Raw genomic sequence first — 23385 nt, forward strand, 5'->3', positions numbered from 1 at the left:
TCGTTCCTTAATTATATAAATAATATATATGTAAAACAAGGATTGGAAAGGATGCTTTTGAAGATATAGTCAGTAATAATAAGAGACCATTTTTCTTTGATTAAACATTATCTTCTTTTTCAGATAAAATATTTATGGTAATTATTTTATCTGTAACCTCTCAAAATAATCCTCCAATATAACGAGCACTTTCTTCCGAATAGCCGGATTAAAGTAATTCCAATAACTTGTTAACTAAAAAAGGGCTAAGATGATATTTTTTAATTGTATTAAAATGAAATCAACGATTTTTGCCGGCGAAGTCGCATTTGGGAAAATAATGTAAATAATGGATACTACCCAACCTATTATTGTTAGGGTTGCAAATGCAATTTTTTCCTTTACCTTGGTTGATTCTATTTTAGGCCATTGATAGATAAACATCCACATTACTACTGCTGTTATACTGACTATATAGACCCCTTTCATATTCTTCACCTCTTACATTAAGGTACATTTCCTTGCCCTGTTCTTAAAACGCTTGCCTCAATATCAAAGATCACTTTTACAGTAGGAAATATTTCTTTCCAATCTGCTTTTATTCCCTTCCATTTATCAGGGTGTTTTCGTCGGAATTCTTCTGCAAAATCTAGTATATCTACTTCCATCTCTTTTTGGACCATTTCTAGCGTGTCAGTTAGACGCATTTCAATCTTTTGTGCTAACTCTTTTTCCAACATTTTATGTTTTTTCATTTTTTTCAAGTCCCACTTTGTCTTATTCTGAATGACATCGTCTACCGTTTCTACCTTAACCGTCATTTTTAATTGGTTGCCGTCTATTTTTGGAATCAAGTTTGTCCTTCCTTTCATTAAATTCATCGAAATAAGTCCATCTGCTTCTTCAGGTTTTACAGTAACGGTAGATTCTTTGATCTCATTCCTAAACCAGAGCACTCCTCTAGTTAACCGGTCATTAATCGTTCCGATCATTCTCCCTTGTTTTAAAATAGCTGAACGATTAATATACGCAATCGTTTCTAATGGTTGCTTCCCTTCTTCAGGAGGCAATTTATCAATCATAGGAAGAATGGAAGCACCTGATTCCCCTTTCAGCATTTCCAGTAAATCGAATAGCGTCACCTTCATCAATACTTCAGATTTAGCTAATTCTATTAGTACCTCGGACGAGCTTCTTTCCATTGGAGGAAGTAATGCCATGATTTCTTTCGCACTCCCTTCGCTAATAAACACGTAACTTCTCAAACGCGGTTCGGGATGACGGATAAAGAAATCTAATTCTTCACGAATTCCTGTCTCAGCTAACTCCTTATTGATCACTATCGCTTCCGTATGACTCCAAAGAATTTCCCGCGGAAGTTTTGTTTCAAGATCCTCAATGGCCTTGGGGATAGATACTCCTTTTCCCGTTTGAAGAATCGTTTCATTTCCTCCCGCCTGATTGCCTTCTCCTCCTGTTCCGCCTCCTTCATTACCACTAGGGGAGGGTATTTCAACTGTTACTTCTACTTCTCCGTCTTTTGGTTGATCCAACCCGACTCCAGTTACAATCCAAAGATCATTGGTTTCCTTTCGATCCCAACAACCAGTGAGCAAAAACAAGATGATACCAATCAAACCAATTACTTTCATACATCTCACCGTTCTCTCTCCCCTCTCTGCTTAAAAATTCTCAGTTTTCGTATGTAGGCTACAAAGAAGAGAAACATTGGAATCATTGTTCCATACACTAAAGTATCCATTAATCCTTGAGAGACTAGACGAAAATGTTCGGCCGCCTCTGCTGAATTAAGGAATGCCTGCATTGCAAACACCCCAATCAAAAAACCAACTGGTAATACAAGCGAGCGATAGTTTGAAAGATTGAGCCATTGGGCAGTTCCCAACACCACTGCATAATAAAACACGCAGATTTTGATAAATGTTCCCGCAAGCCAAATCGCCATAACAAGTGCTTCAAGATGAGACAAAAATTCAGCTATACTAATATATCTCGTAGCGCTCATGAGTGGGGCATTAAAATTCTCAGTTACACTACCAAAGACCAAAATAACGATGATATTGGTAAACATCAACGTTAACGTAACAACTAATACCGAAAACATCCCTGATTTCATCCCTTTTTCACGATTTGTTAAAAATGGGAGAAAAAAATAAATGATTCCGAATTGAGCGAACCATGTGTATAACGCCACTGAACCTTTTACGGAAGGCATCATCCCGTTTTCCATCACTGGCAGCATTCGCTTTATTTCTATATCTGGAAGGAGTAGAATGATGATGATTAAAAAAAGTAAGAAAAAAACTGGAACAACCATTTCAGCAAGTCTTCCTATAACCTCAAGTCCACCATGTACAGCAAATGCGCACAATAGAACCATCATTCCTATTATCACGAACTTCGGGGTGTGTGGAAGAAATTCACTAACAACGAATTCTCCATATTGCCAGATCATCACACTAACAGAAGTATATAGCAATAACAACAAGACTAATCCAAGCACCTTACCTAAAAAGGTACCTAGAATATGTTCGCTGTATTGTATAATTGTATGATTGGGATAAAGCTTGTGTAACTTATATGCGATATATACACTTAACAAACCTAAAGGACAAGCCCAAATTGGTGAGATCCAAATATCCTGCTTGGCAGCTTCATAAACTGTACTTGGAATAAAAAGAATCCCCGTTGCTATAATAGCGTGATACATCATAATGCCCATCTGTAAGGCAGATATTTTTCCTTTTTCAATCATTTATCTCACCTCTACTTTACTCTCCCTCACTTCCCTTGTCGGGAGAAGGTTTCTGATCGGAATCTTGCCGATATTTATTATATTCTCCCGTTAAATGGGGACGCGTATTTAATTTCCATAAAGGCGCTCGCATTAAAGTATCTTTCATATCCCTTCCTTTCATCGGTGCCATTGGGGAAAGGTAAGGTACACCGAAGGAACGTAATGTGCTCATATGTGTCAAAATAGCCAAGAGTCCCATCATGATGCCTACCAGTCCGAACGTCCCTGCAAGTAACATGATTGGAAAACGTAACATCCTAAAAGGGATTGCAATATTGTAACGTGGAATGGTAAAGGAAGCGATACCGGTAAGGGCAACGACCATGACCATATGATCTGAAACTAAGCCAGCATCCACAGCTGCTTGACCAATAACTAATGCTCCTACAATACTAACGGCAGCCCCTACTTGTTTAGGAAGTCTAAGTCCTGCTTCCCGCAATCCTTCAAACGTAATCTCCATAATTAAAGCTTCAACTAGAGCTGGAAAAGGAACTGCCTCACGTGAATCCGCCATTGTAAGCAACAATGTAGTTGGCACCATCTCTTGGTGATAGGTAATAATAGCGATATATAAAGAAGGTAACAGAAGAGAAATGAATAAAAATAAAAAGCGCAACCAGCGAGTTGCCGTGGCTATCATAAAATGATGATAATAATCTTCTCCAGATTGAAATAAGGAATAGAACGTCGTTGGAGCAACCAAAACAAAAGGTGTACCATCTACAATAATAACCACACGCCCCTCAAGCAAATTAGAAACTGCTGTATCAGGCCGTTCCGTAACAAGTACTTGCGGAAAAGGAGAGTAAGAATTGTCTTGAATTAATTCTTCTATATACCCGGATTCTAATATTCCATCAATATCAATTCGTTTTATACGTTGACTAATTTCTTCAATCAACGTTTCATCCGATAGATCTTCAATATAAGTTATCATAATCGTAGTTTGAGTATAACGTCCCACTTTTAACGTTTTCATTTTTAGTTGGGGACTTTTGATCTTTCTTCGCAGCAAAGAGGTATTTACCTCTGCACTCTCAATAAATCCTTCACGAGGTCCTCTAACAACCAACTCACCAGTTGGTTCTTCAACCGCTCGTTTCTCCCATTTAGATAATCCCAATGCAAATCCCTGTTGATCACCTTCCAATAACAAAATCGGATTACCAATGGATAACTGATCGATACAAGCATCAAAAGATTCAATCCTTGTTACCTCCGCAACAGACAGTCTCTGTTCAATCAAGACTTTAGGATTAATGGAATTCTGATCAGCTTTTTGCATAAGCGGAGTTAGTACATTACTATCCACTTCTTCAATATTTGACATGCCTTTTATATAAATTAATTGAGCCTTTGTCTGGTCAGCAATTACAAATGAACGGAAAACCACATCTGAGCAATCTTTATAAAGAGAATGTAACACTTCTAGGTTTTGGTCCAAGTTAGGATAAAGAGGATTTGAATTTAGTTTATCATCCTGCTGTTGTTTATTTTTTTGGTTGAACTTTATCTTTCTTCGATTAAACACTTGGCTCACACTTTCTCATGGTATAGGGGTATAATCCATGTTCATTTCCAATATACGTAGTATCTCCTTATCAATCAAAAATATACCAATGTTGGAGATACCTCCATATATGTACTGGGGTTCAGAAATTAATGATAGATAAAAATAGATACAAAAAATCTTAAAACAAGAAATGTTCATAAAATGCTATCATGTCAATGGCTGATTAATATAATTAGATAAAATAATTATTGTTATTGATGTCTAAGAATATGAAGAAATTTTAAGATTGATAACACTTTATCTGCTTATATTATAAGACGTTCAAGAGGAACATGAATGTGCTTCTTTCTTTTTTGTTAAGTTTATGCAAACTGTAAATGAAGTGGGAGGATATTCACTATTTATGTCGAATTTATAGGATATAAGATTAAAAGGAGGGAGAGCAATGCTTGATAGCTAAAAGAAAGACCGTTTTAAAATCCATACTGTATATGAGGAAGAAATGCAACAAAGTTCGATACATATATTAGACAGAGATAATGGTCAAACTTTCATTTACTATGAGGATGCGGTGGAGAACTTGACCAACAGAGATTTGCACCCTATGAAGCACTATCTGCGTAAAAGAATGCATCTGATTAGACATGGAGCATATGACAAAACACCTACCGAATAAGTAGGTGCTACTGTTATCCCAAAAAGTTATCTTACCCACGTATCATTTTTAGCTCCAAATTAGCCCCATAAACATTCTTTCTTATACATTAATTTGCGTTTAATGATTTTGATGAATTAAACAAATAAGGTAGCCCAAGGCTACCTTACATTCATACATCATGTAGTTGCTAACAAAATGCTAACATTTTGCTAACAAACAGTATATTTATTAATAGTTTTTATTTGATGCTTTACTTTTATATATGGCGGAATCATTGTAATTCAAATTTCGTGTAGTTGCTATTTTTGCCTATTTAATCCCCAAAAGATATTTGCAAGATATAAATGTTTTTAGGTTGGTTTGTACTTTTATAATCTTGCAAGACAATATTCTATCATGTTTTTATAGCATTAACAATACTGCTGAAACAATTCAAAACGCGTAAATACTAAGATTTTGCACTAATAAGTTATGGTTTCCCTGATTCATATTTTTTATCCAGTCAGAATATCTAGCGTAAGTGGTCTGAGTTTTCCTACCACAGTTATGAATCAGTAATACCCATTGATAATACCACAATTCCAAATACAGGAAACCTAAAACAATATGGTAATGTTCTTCTTCGTGATACTTAATATAAGGCTTATACTCCTTCTTTTTCAAAACGGTGAATAGCGGAATTATGTCCCATCACAATTAAAATATCATTTTTTAATACCCTTTCGTCAGCAACTGGACTAATGATCATCTGTTTATCTCTTTGAATACCTACAATCGTACATCCGTATTTTCCTCTCACATTTAATTCTGTTAATGACTTATCATATAATTTGTTTGTGGCGACAATTTCCACCATACTATACTCTTCAGATAGTTCTACATAATCAATAATGTTATCAGATACTGTATGATGGGCGATACGTTTTGCCATTTCCCGTTCTGGATGGATAACCCTGTCGACTCCAATCTTACTTAATACTTTATGATGATATTCATTTTGTGCTTTCGACCATACTCTTGGGACTCCATGGTCCTTTAATAATAATGATGTTAATATACTAGATTCAATATTTTCTCCGAAAGAGACAAAAGCATGGTCAAAATTTCTTATACCTATTTCTTTCAAAGAATCTTCATCCACTCCGTTTGCCTGAACAGCATGTGTTGCAATTTTTGAATATTCTTTTACTTTGCTTGGATTAGTATCAATTGCCAATACATCTTCACCTAATTCAACAAACGATTTAACCAAACTTCCACCAAATTGACCTAAACCAAATACTGCATACTGCTTTTTCATTATCATCTCTTCCTTTCTCAACAAAAAAAGACCACTCTTAATAAGAATGGTCAATGGTTTCATTAACCCTTTTCTCACAAATGCATACGAGGTTAGCTGTCGGATTAGGGAATGAGAGTATCCCTTCTTAACTAAGTATGTTAAGATTCACCCCAAGATAAACATGATTTATCAAAAGTGGTTCCCCCGCTCATATTGCATGATTAAGCTTAAAAGGTAGGTTTATAAAATTGATAATTTCACATTACTCCTGTCGATGCAGATAGTCAATAGGAATTTTGTGAAGATTTATGAACGATGGAAGTATTACAAATCATCCTCAAACCAGTTGATCAGAGCTTGTGTACCACGATCTTCCAATCCTTTTTCGGCCAATTCTTCATATAACTCTAAAGATAATGTCAGTCCGGGTGTTTGTAGTCCCATTTGTTGAGCATTTGCTAATGCGATTTTCATATCTTTAATAAAATGCTTCATATAAAAACCTGGATCACTGTCCCCTTTGATCATCCGAGGTGCCAGGTTGGAGAGGGACCAACTGCCAGCAGCACCAGTGGAGATGCTTTTTAGGACGCGGACCGGATCAAGGCCAGCTTTTTTGGCATACATAATTGCTTCTGATACACCAATCATATTTGAGGCGATCGTAATTTGATTCGCCATTTTTGTATGCTGTCCTGCCCCTGCAGGTCCTTGCAAGACAATATTTTCACCCATTTTTTCAAGGATTGGGCGCATTGATTCGAAAGCCTTTTGCTGACCGCCAACCATAATGGTAAGTTTTCCATTTTTAGCACCGACATCACCACCGGAGACAGGTGCATCAAGACTGTGTACTCCTTTTTCCTCTGCTGCTTTAAAAATCGTTTCAGCTAGAACAGGATCAGAAGTAGTCATATCTATTAAAAAGGTTCCTGGTTGTGCATTTGAAATAATCCCATTTTCACCGAGGTAAATAGCTTTAACATCATGCGGATACCCGACGATCGAAATAATTACGTCCACATTTTTTGTTAGAGAAGCAACTGACTCTTCCCAAATTGCCCCAAGGTCCAAAAGTTCTTGTGCCTTTGATTTCGTTCTTGTAAAAAGATGAATTTTATGTCCAGCATTCATTAAATGTTTGACCATGCTTTTCCCCATTACACCAGTACCGATAAAGCCAATTGTATTTGTCATTTTATACTCCTCCTTTTTTTCTTTTACTTTACCAAAAATCAGCAGACAATCCCACTAAAGATAATGCATTTACGGATATGAAAATACTTGAGAAGAAGGTACCTAACTTTGGTTGTGATACGAGGGGATACCCGTTATAGGCTGTTTCCAATATAAAGAAAACCCCAAGCAAAAGCTTGAGGTTTTCATATTGCATTACTTAGTATTTTGATTACTTAAAGCTAATGTTGCAGTTTGTAGGTTACCTTCACGATAGAAGGATATCGTTACTTCTTCACCAACTTCTGTTTCATTATAAAGATATTTTTTAAGGTCTAACATGGATTCGATATTTTTATCATTAACTTTAGTCACGACATCATATTGTTTTAATCCGGCTTCTTCTGCTGGTGATTTTGGCTCAACCTGTGCAATAACAACACCTTGTTCTACACTTTCATCTAATTGCAATGTTTCTTGAATATGGCGTTGAGGTACGGTAGACAAGTCGATAGCACTGATACCGATAAACGGACGAACAACTTCATTACCTGTTTCCAATTGATCAATGACTGGTTTGGCATCATCGATTGGAATCGCAAAACCAATTCCCTCTACTTGAGACTGGGCAATTTTCATGGAGTTAATACCAATCACTTTCCCGTTGGTGTTGATTAAGGCACCACCACTGTTACCAGGATTTATTGCTGCATCGGTTTGAATAACATTGGTAGTCCAATCTGGCTGACTGTCATTGTTTAAGTCGATATCAACTGCACGATCCAAACCACTGATAATACCTTGTGTTACAGAACCGGCAAAATCTTGACCAAGTGGGTTACCAATCGCAATCGCGGTGTCACCTACAGTCAGCTTGTCAGAAGAGCCTAGTTCTGCTACAGTTTCCACTTGATCATTAGGAATGCGAAGTACTGCTAAATCGGTTAATGCATCTGTACCTAATACATTAGCTTCCACATGCTCCCCATTTGTAAGAATTACTTCTAGCTCTTGGGCTCCTTCTACTACGTGATTATTCGTTGCGACGTAAGCGTATTCGTCATCTTTCTTATAAATCACACCTGAACCTGTACCAGCTGCGTCTGATTCTTCCCAAAGACTTATTTGTTGAATGTTGGAGACACCAACTACTGCATCAGATACCTTTTCTACTGCACTGCCAATCGAATTGGAGGATTGATTGGTAAGATTAGCTGTTGGAAGAACTTCTTCTGTTGTTGTTTGTTCTGCTTGCTCCTTCTGCTGGCTATCTTCAGCAGTAGTAGCTTGTTCATCATTCATCATGTTAATGAAAATTCCGCCAGTAAACAGTGCTACAATTACACCACCTGCAACACCGCTCATTAACATAGCTAATGTATTTTTCTCTTTTTTGACCTTTTTACCTTGTTCAGGTGTTTTTTCTTGATTGAATTCTTCACTCATTTATATTCACCCTTTCCCCAGGAATATTAATGTATCTTATACAATAATCATATCCGCTATATACGGCACATTAATGGGATAATTGTATAAAAAATGTGTAAAAGTAAGAATTTATTGCTCGTTGCTTAATTTTTTAACGTAAGTGTGCGAAAATAAGAGCAAGTAAACTGGGGTATAATGGGAGAGGTGAGTAATATGAATCAGCAAATCTATATTGTAGAAGATGACGCAAATATTAGAGATATAGTGAAAGCCTATTTAATAAAAGATGGATTTCAGGTAACACTTTTGGAGAATGCCGAAGATGCTTGGCAACGAGCTCAGAGTGGGCAACCAGAAATGTGGATTCTCGATATTATGTTACCAGGTATGGATGGTTATGAGTTATGCAAGAAAATTCGGCAAGTAAGTGAAGTACCGATTATTATCATATCGGCCAAAGATGAAGAAGTAGATAAAATTCTCGGTTTAGAACTTGGTAGTGATGATTATTTAACGAAGCCGTTCAGCCCGCGAGAATTAGTGGCGAGAGTCAAGCGTTTGTTTAAAAGAGCAGAAGCTCGTCCAATCGATCAAACTGATACAACGGCTGTCATTGAACTGGGAGAATTGGAGATCGATAAAGCAGCGCGGATTGTATATTGGAAAAAACAAGAGATTGACGTGACTTCCAAAGAATTTGAGATGTTAGAGATCTTTGCTCAAAAACCGAAGCGAGCTTTTTCAAGAGAGGAATTACTCACATTGGTTTGGGGTGATGATTATTTTGGGAGTGATCGGGCAGTGGATGATTTAGTGAAAAGGTTACGGAAAAAATTGGATAGTTTACCGATTGAAACAGTGTGGGGATATGGATACCGTCTAGAATATGATGAGGATCAAAAATGAAGTTACAGTATCAATTAACGATTGCTTTTACAACATTACTAGTGGTTATCATGACAGTTACTGGGATTATGATTTACTCACAGATGCTACAGATGTTAATTAAGGACGAGCAGCGTCAGTTAGAAGACAAAGGGGAATTAATCGTAAACTTTGTATTGTCCGAAGATCTCAATAATACAGCAAACGTCCAACGGTTTTTGCAATTATTAGAGGAATATAATTTGCAAGTTTTTGCGTACGATGAAGGCAGTGAAAGGGTTGTTTTTTCCTCTATTCCTAATATGAGCACGATTGAATCATGGATACAGGAATACGATCTTGACAGTAAGACTCAGCCATTATGGCAGGGAAAAGATGATACTTATGTAGTATCGATTATTCCGATTGTGTCCCCGTTGGCCACTCAACACATGGTGTTACTCACACCGTTAGATGATCTGCAGGAAGTACAGAAGAGCTTGATTAATCGATTGATTCTCATTTTCTTAATTGGAATTGCAGTGGCAGTTTTACTTAGTCATTATTTGACTGCCAAGCTTGTCACACCATTAACAAAATTAAAACATCAATTAAAGAAAATAGAAAAACGTAAATTTGATGAGATGGAAGAAGTAAAGGCAACAGGTGAGATCAAAGAGGTCGAGCAAAGTATCGTCGAGATGGCTAATGAGTTAAATAGTTTTATTCAGTCACAACACCACTTTTTTCAAAATGCAAGCCATGAACTCAAAACACCACTAATGACCATTCAGGGGTATGCAGAAGGTATCCGTGATGGAATTTTTGAAGGAGAAGAAGCTAGGCGAGGTTTGCAAGTGATGGTAACGGAAATTAAACGGCTGAAAAAAATTATCAATGAAATTATTTTACTCGCCAAACTAGATAGTGAAGCATATAAATATCAATCTGAAAAGGTAAATAGTAAAATATTTATGGAACAAGTAATGGAAAGAGGAATCGCCATCGCCAATGAACAACATATCCAGGTGGAACAAGGTCAAGTGGAAAATGTTCATGTAATGTTTGATGCAGAAAAAATGTTGCAGGCTGTTATGAATATTATAACCAATGCGATTAGACACGCGGATAAACAGGTGGAAGTTACAGCATTTACAGAGAATAAACAATTTTATATCCAAATTACGGACGATGGTGAAGGAATTGATGATGAATTAATTAAAAAGTTATTCCATCGTTTTGTGAAAGGTGAAAGTGGAGAAACAGGCCTTGGTTTAGCGATTGCGCGTGCCATTGTAGAACGGTCAGGTGGAATAATCAAAGCAGAAAATGCTCTACATGGTGGGGCAAGATTTACGATTATTTTTACGGAATTTGAAAAAAATAATGATTAATGATAACAATTACTGACTATTATGATATACTAGATAAGTTATAATATGATGAACGCATCTTTAAGAGGAGAGAATAAAATGACGCAATTGAGAGAAGAACTTCGCAACATTGCGATTATTGCCCATGTTGACCATGGCAAAACGACGTTAGTAGACCAGTTACTCCGTTACTCGGGAACTTTTCGTGAAAATGAGCAAGTGGCAGAACGTGCAATGGATTCCAATGATATTGAAAAAGAACGTGGAATCACGATTTTAGCGAAAAATACAGCAATTAATTATAATGATACTCGTATTAATATATTGGATACACCAGGACACGCTGACTTCGGTGGAGAAGTAGAGCGTATTATGAAAATGGTGGATGGGGTATTACTTGTGGTTGATGCTTATGAAGGGTGTATGCCACAGACCCGTTTTGTATTGAAAAAAGCACTGGAACAAAAATTGCAGCCGGTTGTAGTACTAAACAAAATCGACAGACCTAGTGCGCGCCCTGATGAAGTAATCGATGAAGTATTGGATTTATTCATTGAACTTGGCGCTGACGATGGTCAATTAGAATTCCCTGTTGTCTATGCTTCGGCATTAAATGGAACGTCTAGCTTTCCAGATGAAGAACAACAGGAAACAATGGAGCCAGTTTTTGAAACTATTTTAGGGAAAATTCCGGCACCAATTAATAATGCAGACGAACCATTACAATTCCAGATAACCATGCTTGATTATAATGACTACTTAGGACGTATCGGTGTAGGCCGTGTGTTCCGTGGGTCGATTAAAGTAGGACAGCAAGTATCTCTAATGAAAACAGATGGTTCGGTGAAAAATTTACGTGTTACCAAATTATTTGGTTTTATCGGTTTGAAACGAATTGAAATCGAAGAAGCAACAGCAGGAGATATCATTGCGGTGGCTGGTATGGAAGATATTAACGTAGGTGAAACGGTTTGTCCGACTGAACATCAAGAGGCATTGCCGATTTTGCGTATTGATGAACCGACATTACAAATGAAGTTCGTAGTCAATAACAGTCCTTTTGTCGGAAGAGAAGGAAAATATATTACTTCCCGCCAAATCGATGAACGTTTAATGTCACAATTAGAAACAGATGTAAGTCTACGTGTAGACCCGACAGAGTCACCAGATGCATGGACAGTATCTGGACGTGGGGAATTACACTTGTCTATTTTAGTAGAGAACATGCGTCGAGAAGGCTATGAATTACAGCTTTCCAAACCACAAGTTATTATTAGAGAAATTGATGGTGTCCAATGTGAACCAGTAGAACGTGTCCAAATTGATGTACCGGATGATTATACAGGTCCAGTTATGGAGTCACTAGGTGCACGTAAAGGTGAAATGATGGATATGGTGAATCACGGAAATGGACAAGTTCGTATGGAATTTAAAGTTCCATCTCGTGGTTTAATCGGTTATGCTACAGAGTTTATGACACAAACACGCGGTTATGGTATCATCAACCACACATTTGAAGAGTATGCACCACTTGTCAAAGGCCAAGTAGGTGGCCGTCGTGAAGGCGTGCTTGTTTCCTTGGAACACGGAAAAGCATCTACGTATGGTATTATGAACCTGGAAGACCGCGGTGTAATTTTTGTAGAGCCAGGCACGGACGTATATGCAGGGATGATTGTTGGTCAACATAACCGCGAGAATGATCTCACAGTTAATATTACCAAAGAAAAACACTTGACCAATGTACGTTCTGCAAATAAGGATCAGACATCAACAATTCGCAAAACTCGTGACATGTCATTAGAAGAAGCAATCCAATATTTAAATGACGACGAATATTGCGAGGTTACTCCTGAGTCCGTTCGTTTACGTAAGAAGATTCTAAATAAAAACGAACGTGAAAAAGCATCAAAGAAAAAAAGTAATGCATAGTCAGTTAAATTGAAAAAGTAAAAACCCGTTTTGATAGTGAAATATTATCAAAACGGGTTTTTTTGATTATGAAGGACAGTATTTTTGTAAATACGTCTTATTTATAATTAAAGAAAGTATAAAATCCTTGGTATAACAGCGTTTTGTCTTATAGCAGCGACATAAATAAAAAGTGTTTTGAAATGTATAGAGTGCTGGGCACAGCTCCGGACAGCGAAGCGGTTGCCGTAGCAGATGAAAACATTTCATCATTTCTAACTTGGTTAGAGTACATTATCCTAGTTTATAAACGAAAGGACCGGGTGGGCTTTCCCGTTTTTTCTGATGTCCCCTCCCACACATCACACGAAAATCTTATGCAAAGGTAAAAGTTTTTTTATCTAATTACAGGGAATAATTAAATAATGAATAAAGAGAAAAGAGGGTGTGCTATGCGCTTTTTTAGAAGGTTAAAATTTCTATTTACATTCCGTAAATCTTTTCCTTTCTTTAAGGAATTTTTCTTATCCAACCAAGTAAGAGTAACTGCAAAATTGGCATCGATAATTCTTATAGTGAGCTATATCCTTTTTCCATTTGATTTAATCCCCGATTACCTGTTAGTGCTCGGCATTTTTGATGACGTTATGATCGCGACTTTAATTCTCCAGCAAATGGTCAAGATGGCGCCGGAACGTTTGCGGAAAAAATACGATATAGAGAGTTAAGTAACTCTCACTCTCTACATCTCTCTTCTCATCGCTTTTAAGACATCAATTTCAGTAGCACGCTTGGCAGGCTTTAATCCAGATATAATCGTCACAATTAAACAAATTACAACTGAAATAAGAATCAACGAAGGAGGGATACTTGAAAATTGAAACCCTTCAGGTAACTCTTGTCCAAAAGCAGATTCAATGATCCTTGGTAAACCAATGTTTAGGAGAATACTAATGACAAAAGCTACTACGGTACCTATTACTGCACCAAGTAACCCGATATAACTACTTTCCAGTAAGAATATCTGCTTAATTTTTTTAGGATGTGCTCCGATCGCTTTCATAATCCCGATATCAGATGATCTTTCGGTGACAGCCATTGTCATTGTGTTAAAGATACCAATGGATGCTATAAGAATGGCGATTGTTCCAATAAAAATAAGACCGGCTTTGGCAATGGTAAAAACGGAATTTAAGGATTCTAGTTCACTCGCTGCTGAGTAAACCATGTAGTCTTTTTCTGTTAAATCATCCATTATTGCCTGTATTTCTTCCAATGAATCAGCATACCCATATACGTTATCATAACCTTCTACCTCTTCACCAGAAGTTGGCTGATCTTCAGATATAACCGCTCCTCTTGAGGTTTCGGTAAATGCCTCCACGTCAGCTAAAACTTCTTCAGATATATATACTTGCTGATCCTGTAACCAATTCTTTGCAGGGGGTTCGACAATACCAGTAATTGTTAGTGTGATCGTATGTTCTTTGATTTCGTTATCCACATTTTGCTCGACAACCATTTCAATCTCTTTACCGACGAGTGATTCATCATATTTATAATCTTCATTTAACATACCTTCTTTATCATAAATTTCCGCATCTGCTGGAAGATCTTTCGGAAAAATATTTTCAATAAAATGTGGGCCGACGACTACTTCGTAAGATTTCTCTGGTAAATCACCTTCTGCCAACTCCATACCAGCCTTTAATTCTGATGGAAAGTGGGTTACTACTGTTTCTGTGCTTCCATTGTAATCATCGATACTAAATCGAGGTGTCTGTCTTAACCTTTGTTGTCTTGTGACAGCATTCATACCATCTATTTTTTCCAGTTCAGCAATTTCTTCATCCGTAATCGGTGCATAGCCATCATCATTTTCGATTCCGGATATTTGCATTTGCGTGACCGAGCGATCTTGAAGGATATCGGCAATTAAGGTGCTGTGTAAACCAAATCCAACAGAGGCTAAAACAATTAAGAATGTTACCCCCATTGCAGTGGCCAGTACCGTCATAAATATTCGTGATTTGCTCCGTTTCATATTACTGCGGACAAATCGCCATTGATCTTTAAAATTCATGCACTAACTTCCTCCTTTACAATCTCCCCATCATGAATATGGATTTTTTTCGAAGCAATTCGGGCAACTTCTTCATCATGTGTGATCATTAAAAATGTAATGCCTAAGTCTTTATTTAATCCTGTAATCAAATCTAAAACTTCTTGTTCGGTTTCACTGTCTAAACTACCTGTTGGTTCATCGGCTAGAATAATAGGCGGTTCTATTACGAGCGTTCTTGCGATACTTACCCGTTGCTGCTGGCCGCCAGACAATTCACTGGGATAATGCTGATGGTAATTTGAAAGACCGACTTTTTCCAATGTTTGTTCCGTTCTTTCTTTTCGCTCTTTTTCTGGCAGCCCTTTTAATACCAATGGCAATTCTATGTTTTCATAGGCTGTCATACTTGGAATCAATTGAAAGTTTTGAAAGATAAATCCGATATTATCTAAACGAAAATCTGCGAATTCCCCTTCACTAAAATTAGTTACATTTTTCTCCTTGACCCAGACTGATCCGCTAGTCGGTTTCATAAATCCGGCAATGATATTCAATAAGGCCGATTTTCCAGAACCGCTTTTTCCCGTTATCGCCAGAATATCTCCTTTGGCTACAGAAAATGAAATGTTTGTTAATACTTGAAGAGCGGTTTCGTTTTGTTTTTTTCCTAATAAAAATGTATGGTTGATGTCTTTTGCTTCAATCATTTTTTATCCTCCTTTTTTCCCTTCACTAGTAATTGACGAATGAAAATCTTTCATTACTTCATTTTTGTGACAATAAATAATATTTTTTTATGTTAAAATAAAATGAGTCTTCCTAGAGGAGTTTTCATATGAAAAATGTGTGTACCGCTTTATTGATAATATTATTTTTGATCATAGCAGGGTGTGAGGGACAACAGGAGTATCAAGGGCACTCCCACCATACGAATGAAATAGACAGACCAACAAAAGACACAGATATAAATTTATTTGAACATGAAATTTCTATAGCAGCGATTGGGGATATTTTGATTCACGCTCGGGTATATGATGATGGATGGAATGGGGAAAGGTATGACTTCTTATCCATGTTAGAACCGGTAAAGGAATATTTAAAACAACCAGATATCACCATGGCGAACCAAGAAACAATCATGGGTGGGGAAGAGATTGGCTTATCTACCTATCCTCAATTCAACAGTCCGTTTGAATTAGGAGAGGATTTAAAGAAAGTCGGTGTTGATGTGGTAACAATGGCAAATAATCATACGTTGGATAGAGGTGAAGAAGCCATATATAATGCGACCAATTATTATGAAGAGATAGGTATGCATTATACGGGAAGCTTTAACAGTGAGGAAGATCAGCGTACTTTAAGAGTTATAGAAACCGAGGAAGATATTTCGGTAGCTTTTCTAAGCTATACATATGGTACAAACGGTATTCCGGTTCCAGATGGGAAGGATTATTTAGTAAACTTAATCGACCGAGAGCAAATAGAACGGGAAGTAACAGAAGCAGAGGAGCAAGCGGATGTTACGATCGTTAGTTATCATTTTGGGGAGGAATATCAGCGATTACCAAATCAACAACAAACAGATTTAGCACAATTTGCTGCTGATCTTGGTGCGGATGTAGTGATTGGCCATCACCCACATGTTCTGCAGCCGTTAGATTGGTTGGAGGGGAAAGACGGTAATCAAACATTAGTTGCCTACTCGTTAGGAAATTTCCTTTCTGGTCAATACGAACTATATAAGAGAATCGGTGGCATTTTACAGTTTTCAATTAAAAAAGATGGAACACAGGTGAAGGTACATTCCCCGTCTTTTTTGCCGACGTTTGTTCAGTTTGATATGATCAGTGATACCATGACAGATGTTCAAGTATTACCGCTAAAGGATGTCTCAGATCAACAGTTGCCCGATGCATCTGACCATCTGGCTGAAATAAAAGAACATCTATCACAAAATATAGAAGATCTGCAGTTTATAGAATAAGGGAGAATCGAGCATGGAATGGAGAAATATTTATCGAGGTATGTTAATGGGAGCAAGTGATGTTGTGCCAGGTGTTAGTGGTGGTACGATTGCTGTTGTATTAGGGATTTATGACCGGCTAATTGAGGCGGTGAATGGGTTTTTTAGTAAGGATTTTAAGAAGCATCTAATGTTTTTAATCCCACTAGGTGTAGGTGTTCTGACAGCTGTATTTCTATTGGCTGGCTTAATTGAATGGTTGTTTGAACACTATCCAAAACAAACACAATTTGCCTTTTTGGGTCTAATTATAGGTGTGTTACCTTTTCTGTTTCAAAAGTCGAATGCAAAAAAAATGTTTAAAGGAAATCATATATTGCTGGTATTGATTGGCGCCTGTATCGTTGGCTCTATGGTCTTTTTTCAAACGGGAGAACCTGAAGTGGTTACACAATTTGAAACATCTACATACCTCTGGCTGTTTGCTTCGGGATTTATAGCAAGTTCTGCAATGATATTACCGGGGATTAGCGGTTCCTTCCTTTTATATGTGATAGGCTCTTATACTACGATTATTAGTGCGATAAAAAATTTAGATTTCGTTGTTATTTTAACTGTCGGAGTAGGTATTCTATTAGGAATTGTATTGATGAGTAAAGTGATTCATTATTTTCTAGCTTCGTTTCCGGTTGCTACGTATGCTCTGGTGATTGGCATGGTGATTGGTTCAGTCTTTGTCATTTTCCCAGGATGGCCCGCTAGTATGATGGGGACGATGATGTGTGTTGTTACTTTTGCAGGTGGTCTTCTTTTTGCTTACTTATTAGGCAGAGTGGAGTATCGATAAACAGAATAGTTGCTTTCAAACTATGTTCATGCTAGCGTTTATTAAAGTAAAGAACCATTTAAATAAAAGGAGAATGCATAATGGAAGCCATTAAAACTGAAGATCAATTTAATGAGATTATCGCTTCAAAAGACCCAGTTATTATTAAATTTTTTGCAGACTGGTGTCCAGACTGTAAGCGTATGGATATGTTTATTGGTGATATTTTAGAGCAATATAATACATTTGGTTGGTATGAGATAAATAGTGACGAAGTACAAGGGTTAGCAGAAAAGTATGATGTGATGGGTATACCAAGCTTACTTATTTTCCAAAACGGAGAAAAACTTGCACACCGTCACAGTGCATATACCAAAACACCAGACGATGTATTAGAGTTCCTGCAAGAAGAACTAGGCTAAGAGACAGTATGAACACTGTCTCTCTTTTTATATCTGAAATACATAAACAGCGAAGTAATTTTGTATTTTCCTCCCATTTTGTTGGAGATGAGTAGCTAGTCCAACGCTGCGGAAAAACACTCCCTTTCCATGGGGAACGCTTCAGCCAGGGGACTACTTGAATAACTTCTTTGTTCCCTTGCGCCGAGGAAGCATACTTCGAAGCATTACTAGAAGACACAGGCGCATCACTGCGGGGTCTTCAGACTGTTCCTTTCCCACAGGAGTGTCGTATTTTTCCGCAGCTTAGAATAGTGTTCTGTTAAAAAGACAGGAAATCCAAAGAATATAGTTACATGAGTTCAATTCTTCTAATAATCATCAGAACACGAAAATTAGCGCAGTATTCTGCTGGAGCGTTTCCAAGCACCCATCATTAATCAGAAGGGGAGGAAGCTATACCAAGATGAATTTCATTATTGCGCAGTTTGTATCTATTACGAATTAGAAAGGCAGAGAATCTGAGTTTTTAATGTTTAAAATGATTTGTATATAATTTCAATTGTAGAAACCTTTTGACAACATTTATCGTATATAAGAAATGGGGGGATTCTTATGTTAGAAGTTAAGCAACTACAGGTCGAAATCGGGAAAGAAACGATCCTTGAAGATGTTGAATTTTCCGTAGAAGAAGGAAGTATCGTAGGATTGATAGGTCATAATGGTGCTGGGAAATCAACCGTTATGAAAACCATTATGGGTTGGCAAGACAAAAAAGAAGGCACCATTATCCTAAATAAAGTAGATCAAGACCAATCATTTGTCAGATTTAAAAGACAACTTGCTTATATACCGGAAGAACCATTTTTATTACCTGAACTAACAACGATGCAACATTTTCAATTATATGGTCAAAGCTATCAACTTGATGAAAAAACGTTTACGAAACGTGCACAGGAGCTTTCAGAACAATTCGAAATAACAGATAAATTGAATGAATACCCAGAATCCTTGTCCAAAGGTATGCGACAAAAAGTCCAAACCATTTGTGCATTATTACCAGATGTCCCTTTATTATTAATTGATGAACCTTTTATGGGCTTAGATGTTCATGCAGCTCAAGATCTTCAGGAAATGTTGGTCGAAAAGGCTAAAAAGGGAACAAGTATACTCCTTACCTCGCATCAATTAGAGCGAATGGAAGAGTTGGCAGATACATATATTATGCTACATCAGGGGCATGTTGCAGAACATGGGTTGATAGAAGATTTCCACTCATTATCAAGGAGAGGAACAGAATGAAATCAACCATTCATTTGATGCGATTTCTAAAAAAGAGTCGCTTACGAAAAAAGCAAAAATTATACAAATTAGCCTTTGGTGTGGCATTTGATTTGACTATAACTATTTATACTGGTTTATTTGCGATTATGTTTTTATTTATTGCATATGACAGTTTAAAACAGTTGGAAGCTGTTTTTCTAGAATATCAAGCAAATATCGAATCATTTTTTCCGCTTATAGTAATCGGTTTGATATTCGGGATGATTGCCCTTTCCTTTCAGCATCCATCGATAAACATTACAAGTGCAGAGTGGAAGTTAACATCACTTCCTTTTTCGATAAGGAATATATGGTTATATTCTTTGTGGATTGTAATTAAAAAGCGGTTTGTTGTGTTAAGTTTGCTAATCATGCTACTGGTTTTGATAACCCCTTTTTCTTCATTATTTCTAATTAAATGGTATGGAGTAATCCTATCTGTATTTTTATTAACGGTCATACCCCAATGGTACTTTTTTCAGATACAAGGCTTTAAAAAAATCGGGGTCTATCTGTTGGGTGTTTTAAGCATTGGAGTAATCAGGCTGGCTTTCGTGTTATTTGAGTTAAACGCGGAATCTGTCTGGATATTGATCATCTTGCTATTTGGCCTAAATGTGTGGATATGGCCACGAAGATTGAAAAAAATCAATTGGATGCAAGTGATTGAGAAAAGTGACAGTAAAGAGTGGAATATGTTTTTTATCAATCACATGAGTAGAATGGATCAAGTAAAACAACAACGAAGAAACTACTTTTTACAAACACTTTTCACATCAAAGAAAGCAAAGTTGCCGTTTCCTTATCAGCAACCTGCTAAACTAATGCGGAAATTATGGAGGCGAAGTATCAATCAGGAAGTCCATATTATCTATATGATGATGTTTTCGATTTTAGCAATTATGATTGTGTTATCATTAAGAGAAGGGCCATTGCTACAGGGAATTGCTATCATGTTATCCGTTTTTATTTTTGTTAAGCTAACAGTAAGTTTTTTTAGTGAGATTTTTAAAGATAAGTTGTTTCACAGTATTCCTTGGAATATGAAAGTAATAACCACTGCTTTTTGGCAGATAGTATCCATATTAAGTATAATGATAATGGTGATAATTTCAGTGGCTGTCTTACTTGCTAATACATGGAGTTGGTGGTTAGTAGCCCAACTTTTATTCATTGTAGTTGCACTATTCTTTTTATTAGATTGTGAGATAGAGAGGAAAGTAAAAGCATTAGATAAAAAAAGGTTTCAACCTGCTTATTTCGATCAGGTTATAGGTATATTAACTTATGTTGGAATGGCTGTTAGTTTATTATATCCTTTTACTATTAGTTATTTAACGATTATATTATTATACTGGATTGCAAAGAAACATTATTTTCCATTGAAAATTGACTAGTTCTACTTGTTTGCATATAATACCATTCATATATAGATATTGAGAGAGGATGAAAGGGATGGATCAAAAGAGAAACGAATATTTAAAGAAAAAGCAAGACCCTTCCCTGAAATTGTTTGTTGTACTATCGAAGGCTTATCGCTCGGTGGCTGATCAGGTAGCAAAAGATATTAGAAGTCATGGCTTAAATACAACAGATTTTGGTGTGTTGGAATTACTATATCATCAGGGAGAACAACCTTTGCAAAAAATAGGTGATAAAATCTTATTAGCAAGTGGAAGTATTACATATGTAGTAGATAAATTAGAGAAAAAAGAATTAGTGAAACGAACACCGTGTCCAAATGACAGGAGAATCACCTTTGCGTCGATTACAGAAGAAGGGCAACAATTATTAAATGATATATTCCCGGAACACTGGAAACAAATTGAAGCAATAACTGCTGGCTTAAATGAAGAAGAGAAAGTAGCAGCTATTCCATTATTGAAAAAACTAGGAATGTACGCAGATGATTTTTCTGGCAAATCATAATAGATAGTATGTTTAGATGTTGTTTCGGGTGGGTAAATTTAACTATGAATAGGATAGTTGAGAGGGGGATTACCCACGTGAAAAAACACCTGATAGACGTATATATTAGTGATAATTGTACTGAATGTGATCAACTTGTTAATTATTTATCAGAACTTAACATTTCGTTTAATAAAAAAAATACAACCGTAAATAAAGAAAATTTACGGCAGTTACAACAAGAGAACATTTATATAACACCTACAATTATTATCGATAATTATTACCGTATCATAGGTTTTCAGCAAGGCAAGATAAAACAATTACTTAGATGATAGGTGAACAAATTCCTCTTTTTCTGCATAGGCTATTACAAAAATAGCAGATGGAGGGGAGAAAATGGATTACAGATATAATGGCTTTTCTAATTATCAAAATCAATATCAGCAGGGGATGTATCCCTATCAGCCGCCAACAAATACATCACCGATGCCGATGACACCATTTCAATATTATCAAAAGCCGTTGGTTCCAAATCCATATGATGGGTTCGAAACACCTACGCCTTCCTTTTTAGGGAAACAAAACAATTCGATGTTGCACTATTTTCAAAATAAAAATGGGGAAATGGATTTGGATAAAGTGTTTCATACTGTTAACCAATTTGCGAACACTTATCAACAGGTATCACCTTTATTTAAGAACGTCGGAAATATATTAAAAACTTTTCAGAAATAATGTAAAATGATCCTTGTCGAATGTGGCAAGGATTTCTATTATGATAGGGGGTAGCCAACTGATGACTGCGTGTCTTGTGATTCATGGGTTTACTGGTGGTCCATATGAAGTGGAACCACTTGCTTTTTATATAGAGAAACATACAGACTGGCAGGTAGTAACACCTAGTTTACCTGGACACGGATTAGGTGAGGGAAGAGATCTAGATCTTTTAGATGTATCCTATAAAGATTGGGTTAAAGAAGCGGAACAAGCCTATCTGACATTGAAAGAAGATCATGATGAGATTTATTTGGTCGGTTTTTCTATGGGAGGAATGATTGCAGCTTACTTGGCAGCAAAGTACACTTGTAAGAAGTTAGTCTTGCTGTCTACGTCGAGAAAGTATATTAGTATTCCGCGGATAAGTGTTGACCTAGTGAACTTTGCACAAAAAGCAGTAAGACGAAAGTTAAAAGATGATCATTTGTTTAATCATTACCGAAAGAAATATGGTACTGTTCCCGTGAAGGCAATCCGAGAGTTTCTGAAATGCATGAAGTTTACCAAACCATATTTGCAGGAAATTCATTGTCCTGTTTTTATAGCACAAGGAATACAGGATGGTCTGGTGCCGTATACAGCGGTACATTATTTGGACAAGGAAATACCAGTAGACGCGGAGATCATTTATTATCATGATTCGAAGCATCTAATTTGTCTTGGTGAGGATAAAGATGTTGTCATCGATGCAGTCTATCAATTTTTAATTAAAGAAGAAAGAACGCGATCTACTGTGGATTAGTAAATCGCGTTCTTTTATGTACAGAAACCATAAACTGCGAAGTAACTCTTGTGTTCTTCCTCCCATTTTGTTGGAGATGAGTGCTAGTCCAACGCTGCGGAAAAACACTCCCTTTCCGTGGGGAACGCTTCAGCCTCCTCGCGAGCAAAGAACGCTCACTGCGGGGTCTTCAGACTGTTCCTTTCCCACAGGAGTGTCGTATTTTTCCGCAGCTTAGAATAGTGTTTTGTTAAAAAGACAGGAAATCCAAAGAATATAGTTCCATGAGTTCGATTCTTCTAATCATCAGAACACTAAAATCAGCGGAGGCAGAATATGGAGACTCCTGTGGGACAGCGAAAGCTGAAGATCTACTATGCAAAGTGGTCTTCT

General features: G+C 36.8%; 22 protein-coding genes and 1 riboswitch. Of the genes, 13 read left to right on the top strand and 9 right to left on the bottom strand.

Annotated elements, in window-relative coordinates:
- Positions 1–234: 234 nt before the first annotated feature.
- The 7 genes from BM121_RS17910 to BM121_RS17940 form a co-directional block, all read right to left on the bottom strand.
- Complete coding sequence (locus BM121_RS17910; protein ID WP_091485265.1) at positions 235–468, bottom strand: hypothetical protein; 234 nt, start codon at positions 466–468, stop codon at positions 235–237.
- A gap of 17 nt (positions 469–485) precedes the next feature.
- On the bottom strand, positions 486–1631 hold the full coding sequence (locus BM121_RS17915) for a Ger(x)C family spore germination protein (protein WP_245780846.1): 1146 nt from the start codon (positions 1629–1631) through the stop codon (positions 486–488).
- Between the two features lie 5 nt (positions 1632–1636).
- Entirely contained in the window at positions 1637–2755 is a 1119-nt protein-coding gene (locus tag BM121_RS17920) for a GerAB/ArcD/ProY family transporter (protein ID WP_175495497.1), read from the bottom strand.
- Positions 2756–2771: 16 nt separating this feature from the next.
- The gene (locus BM121_RS17925) at positions 2772–4340 is read right to left on the bottom strand and encodes a spore germination protein (protein WP_175495498.1); all 1569 of its coding nucleotides are present in this window, start codon (positions 4338–4340) and stop codon (positions 2772–2774) included.
- Positions 4341–5614: 1274 nt separating this feature from the next.
- A complete protein-coding gene (locus BM121_RS17930) occupies positions 5615–6271 on the bottom strand; it encodes a potassium channel family protein (protein ID WP_091485270.1) in 657 nt (218 codons plus the stop codon).
- Positions 6272–6337: 66 nt separating this feature from the next.
- A riboswitch (cyclic di-AMP (ydaO/yuaA leader) is annotated at positions 6338–6491 on the bottom strand.
- Between the two features lie 86 nt (positions 6492–6577).
- Complete coding sequence (locus BM121_RS17935) at positions 6578–7450, bottom strand: NAD(P)-dependent oxidoreductase (protein WP_091485272.1); 873 nt, start codon at positions 7448–7450, stop codon at positions 6578–6580.
- A 195-nt stretch (positions 7451–7645) separates the two neighbouring features.
- Positions 7646–8875: a S1C family serine protease gene (locus tag BM121_RS17940; protein WP_091485274.1), complete on the bottom strand. Its 1230-nt coding sequence runs from the start codon at positions 8873–8875 to the stop codon at positions 7646–7648.
- A gap of 195 nt (positions 8876–9070) precedes the next feature.
- On the opposite strand from BM121_RS17940, the gene BM121_RS17945 reads away from it, so the two are divergent.
- The 4 genes from BM121_RS17945 to BM121_RS17960 all read left to right on the top strand — a co-directional run bounded on the left by BM121_RS17945 (position 9071) and on the right by BM121_RS17960 (position 13733).
- Positions 9071–9763, top strand: coding sequence for a response regulator transcription factor (locus tag BM121_RS17945; RefSeq protein WP_091485275.1), 693 nt, complete (start codon positions 9071–9073; stop codon positions 9761–9763).
- Entirely contained in the window at positions 9760–11115 is a 1356-nt protein-coding gene (locus tag BM121_RS17950; RefSeq protein WP_091485277.1) for a sensor histidine kinase, read from the top strand. Before BM121_RS17945 ends, BM121_RS17950 begins: the two co-directional genes overlap by 4 nt.
- 78 nt (positions 11116–11193) lie before the next feature.
- Positions 11194–13026 carry a translational GTPase TypA gene (typA, locus tag BM121_RS17955; protein ID WP_091485279.1) on the top strand — a complete coding sequence of 611 codons (1833 nt, stop codon included), beginning with the start codon at positions 11194–11196 and terminating at the stop codon, positions 13024–13026.
- A 431-nt stretch (positions 13027–13457) separates the two neighbouring features.
- Positions 13458–13733 (top strand): YkvA family protein, encoded by a 276-nt coding sequence (locus BM121_RS17960; protein ID WP_091485281.1) that lies wholly within the window; start codon positions 13458–13460, stop codon positions 13731–13733.
- Positions 13734–13747: 14 nt separating this feature from the next.
- Here the strand turns inward: BM121_RS17960 and BM121_RS17965 are convergent, their stop codons facing one another.
- On the bottom strand, positions 13748–15088 hold the full coding sequence (locus BM121_RS17965) for an ABC transporter permease (protein ID WP_091485282.1): 1341 nt from the start codon (positions 15086–15088) through the stop codon (positions 13748–13750).
- Positions 15085–15777, bottom strand: coding sequence for an ABC transporter ATP-binding protein (locus tag BM121_RS17970; protein ID WP_091485284.1), 693 nt, complete (start codon positions 15775–15777; stop codon positions 15085–15087). The genes BM121_RS17965 and BM121_RS17970 overlap by 4 nt, the downstream gene beginning before the upstream one ends.
- Before the next feature lie 128 nt (positions 15778–15905).
- Between BM121_RS17970 and BM121_RS17975 the strand changes: the two genes are divergently transcribed.
- From BM121_RS17975 to BM121_RS18015, 9 genes are all read left to right on the top strand, one after another.
- The gene (locus BM121_RS17975) at positions 15906–17054 is read left to right on the top strand and encodes a CapA family protein (RefSeq protein WP_091485286.1); all 1149 of its coding nucleotides are present in this window, start codon (positions 15906–15908) and stop codon (positions 17052–17054) included.
- Between the two features lie 13 nt (positions 17055–17067).
- Positions 17068–17880 carry a DUF368 domain-containing protein gene (locus tag BM121_RS17980; RefSeq protein WP_091485288.1) on the top strand — a complete coding sequence of 271 codons (813 nt, stop codon included), beginning with the start codon at positions 17068–17070 and terminating at the stop codon, positions 17878–17880.
- Between the two features lie 80 nt (positions 17881–17960).
- Positions 17961–18281 (top strand): thioredoxin family protein, encoded by a 321-nt coding sequence (locus BM121_RS17985; RefSeq protein ID WP_091485290.1) that lies wholly within the window; start codon positions 17961–17963, stop codon positions 18279–18281.
- A gap of 594 nt (positions 18282–18875) precedes the next feature.
- Positions 18876–19562, top strand: a complete 687-nt coding sequence (locus tag BM121_RS17990; RefSeq protein WP_091485291.1) for an ABC transporter ATP-binding protein — start codon at positions 18876–18878, stop codon at positions 19560–19562.
- On the top strand, positions 19559–20980 hold the full coding sequence (locus BM121_RS17995; protein WP_091485293.1) for a hypothetical protein: 1422 nt from the start codon (positions 19559–19561) through the stop codon (positions 20978–20980). Before BM121_RS17990 ends, BM121_RS17995 begins: the two co-directional genes overlap by 4 nt.
- 58 nt (positions 20981–21038) lie before the next feature.
- Positions 21039–21512: a MarR family winged helix-turn-helix transcriptional regulator gene (locus BM121_RS18000; RefSeq protein ID WP_091485295.1), complete on the top strand. Its 474-nt coding sequence runs from the start codon at positions 21039–21041 to the stop codon at positions 21510–21512.
- A gap of 44 nt (positions 21513–21556) precedes the next feature.
- Positions 21557–21826 carry a glutaredoxin family protein gene (locus BM121_RS22735; protein WP_425432261.1) on the top strand — a complete coding sequence of 90 codons (270 nt, stop codon included), beginning with the start codon at positions 21557–21559 and terminating at the stop codon, positions 21824–21826.
- A 64-nt stretch (positions 21827–21890) separates the two neighbouring features.
- Positions 21891–22229, top strand: a complete 339-nt coding sequence (locus tag BM121_RS18010) for a YppG family protein (RefSeq protein ID WP_091485299.1) — start codon at positions 21891–21893, stop codon at positions 22227–22229.
- Between the two features lie 61 nt (positions 22230–22290).
- A complete protein-coding gene (locus BM121_RS18015; RefSeq protein WP_091485300.1) occupies positions 22291–23013 on the top strand; it encodes an alpha/beta hydrolase in 723 nt (240 codons plus the stop codon).
- The last annotated feature ends 372 nt before the right edge of the window (positions 23014–23385 follow it).

This window comes from Gracilibacillus orientalis (assembly GCF_900114645.1).
GTDB lineage: Bacteria > Bacillota > Bacilli > Bacillales > Amphibacillaceae > Gracilibacillus > Gracilibacillus orientalis.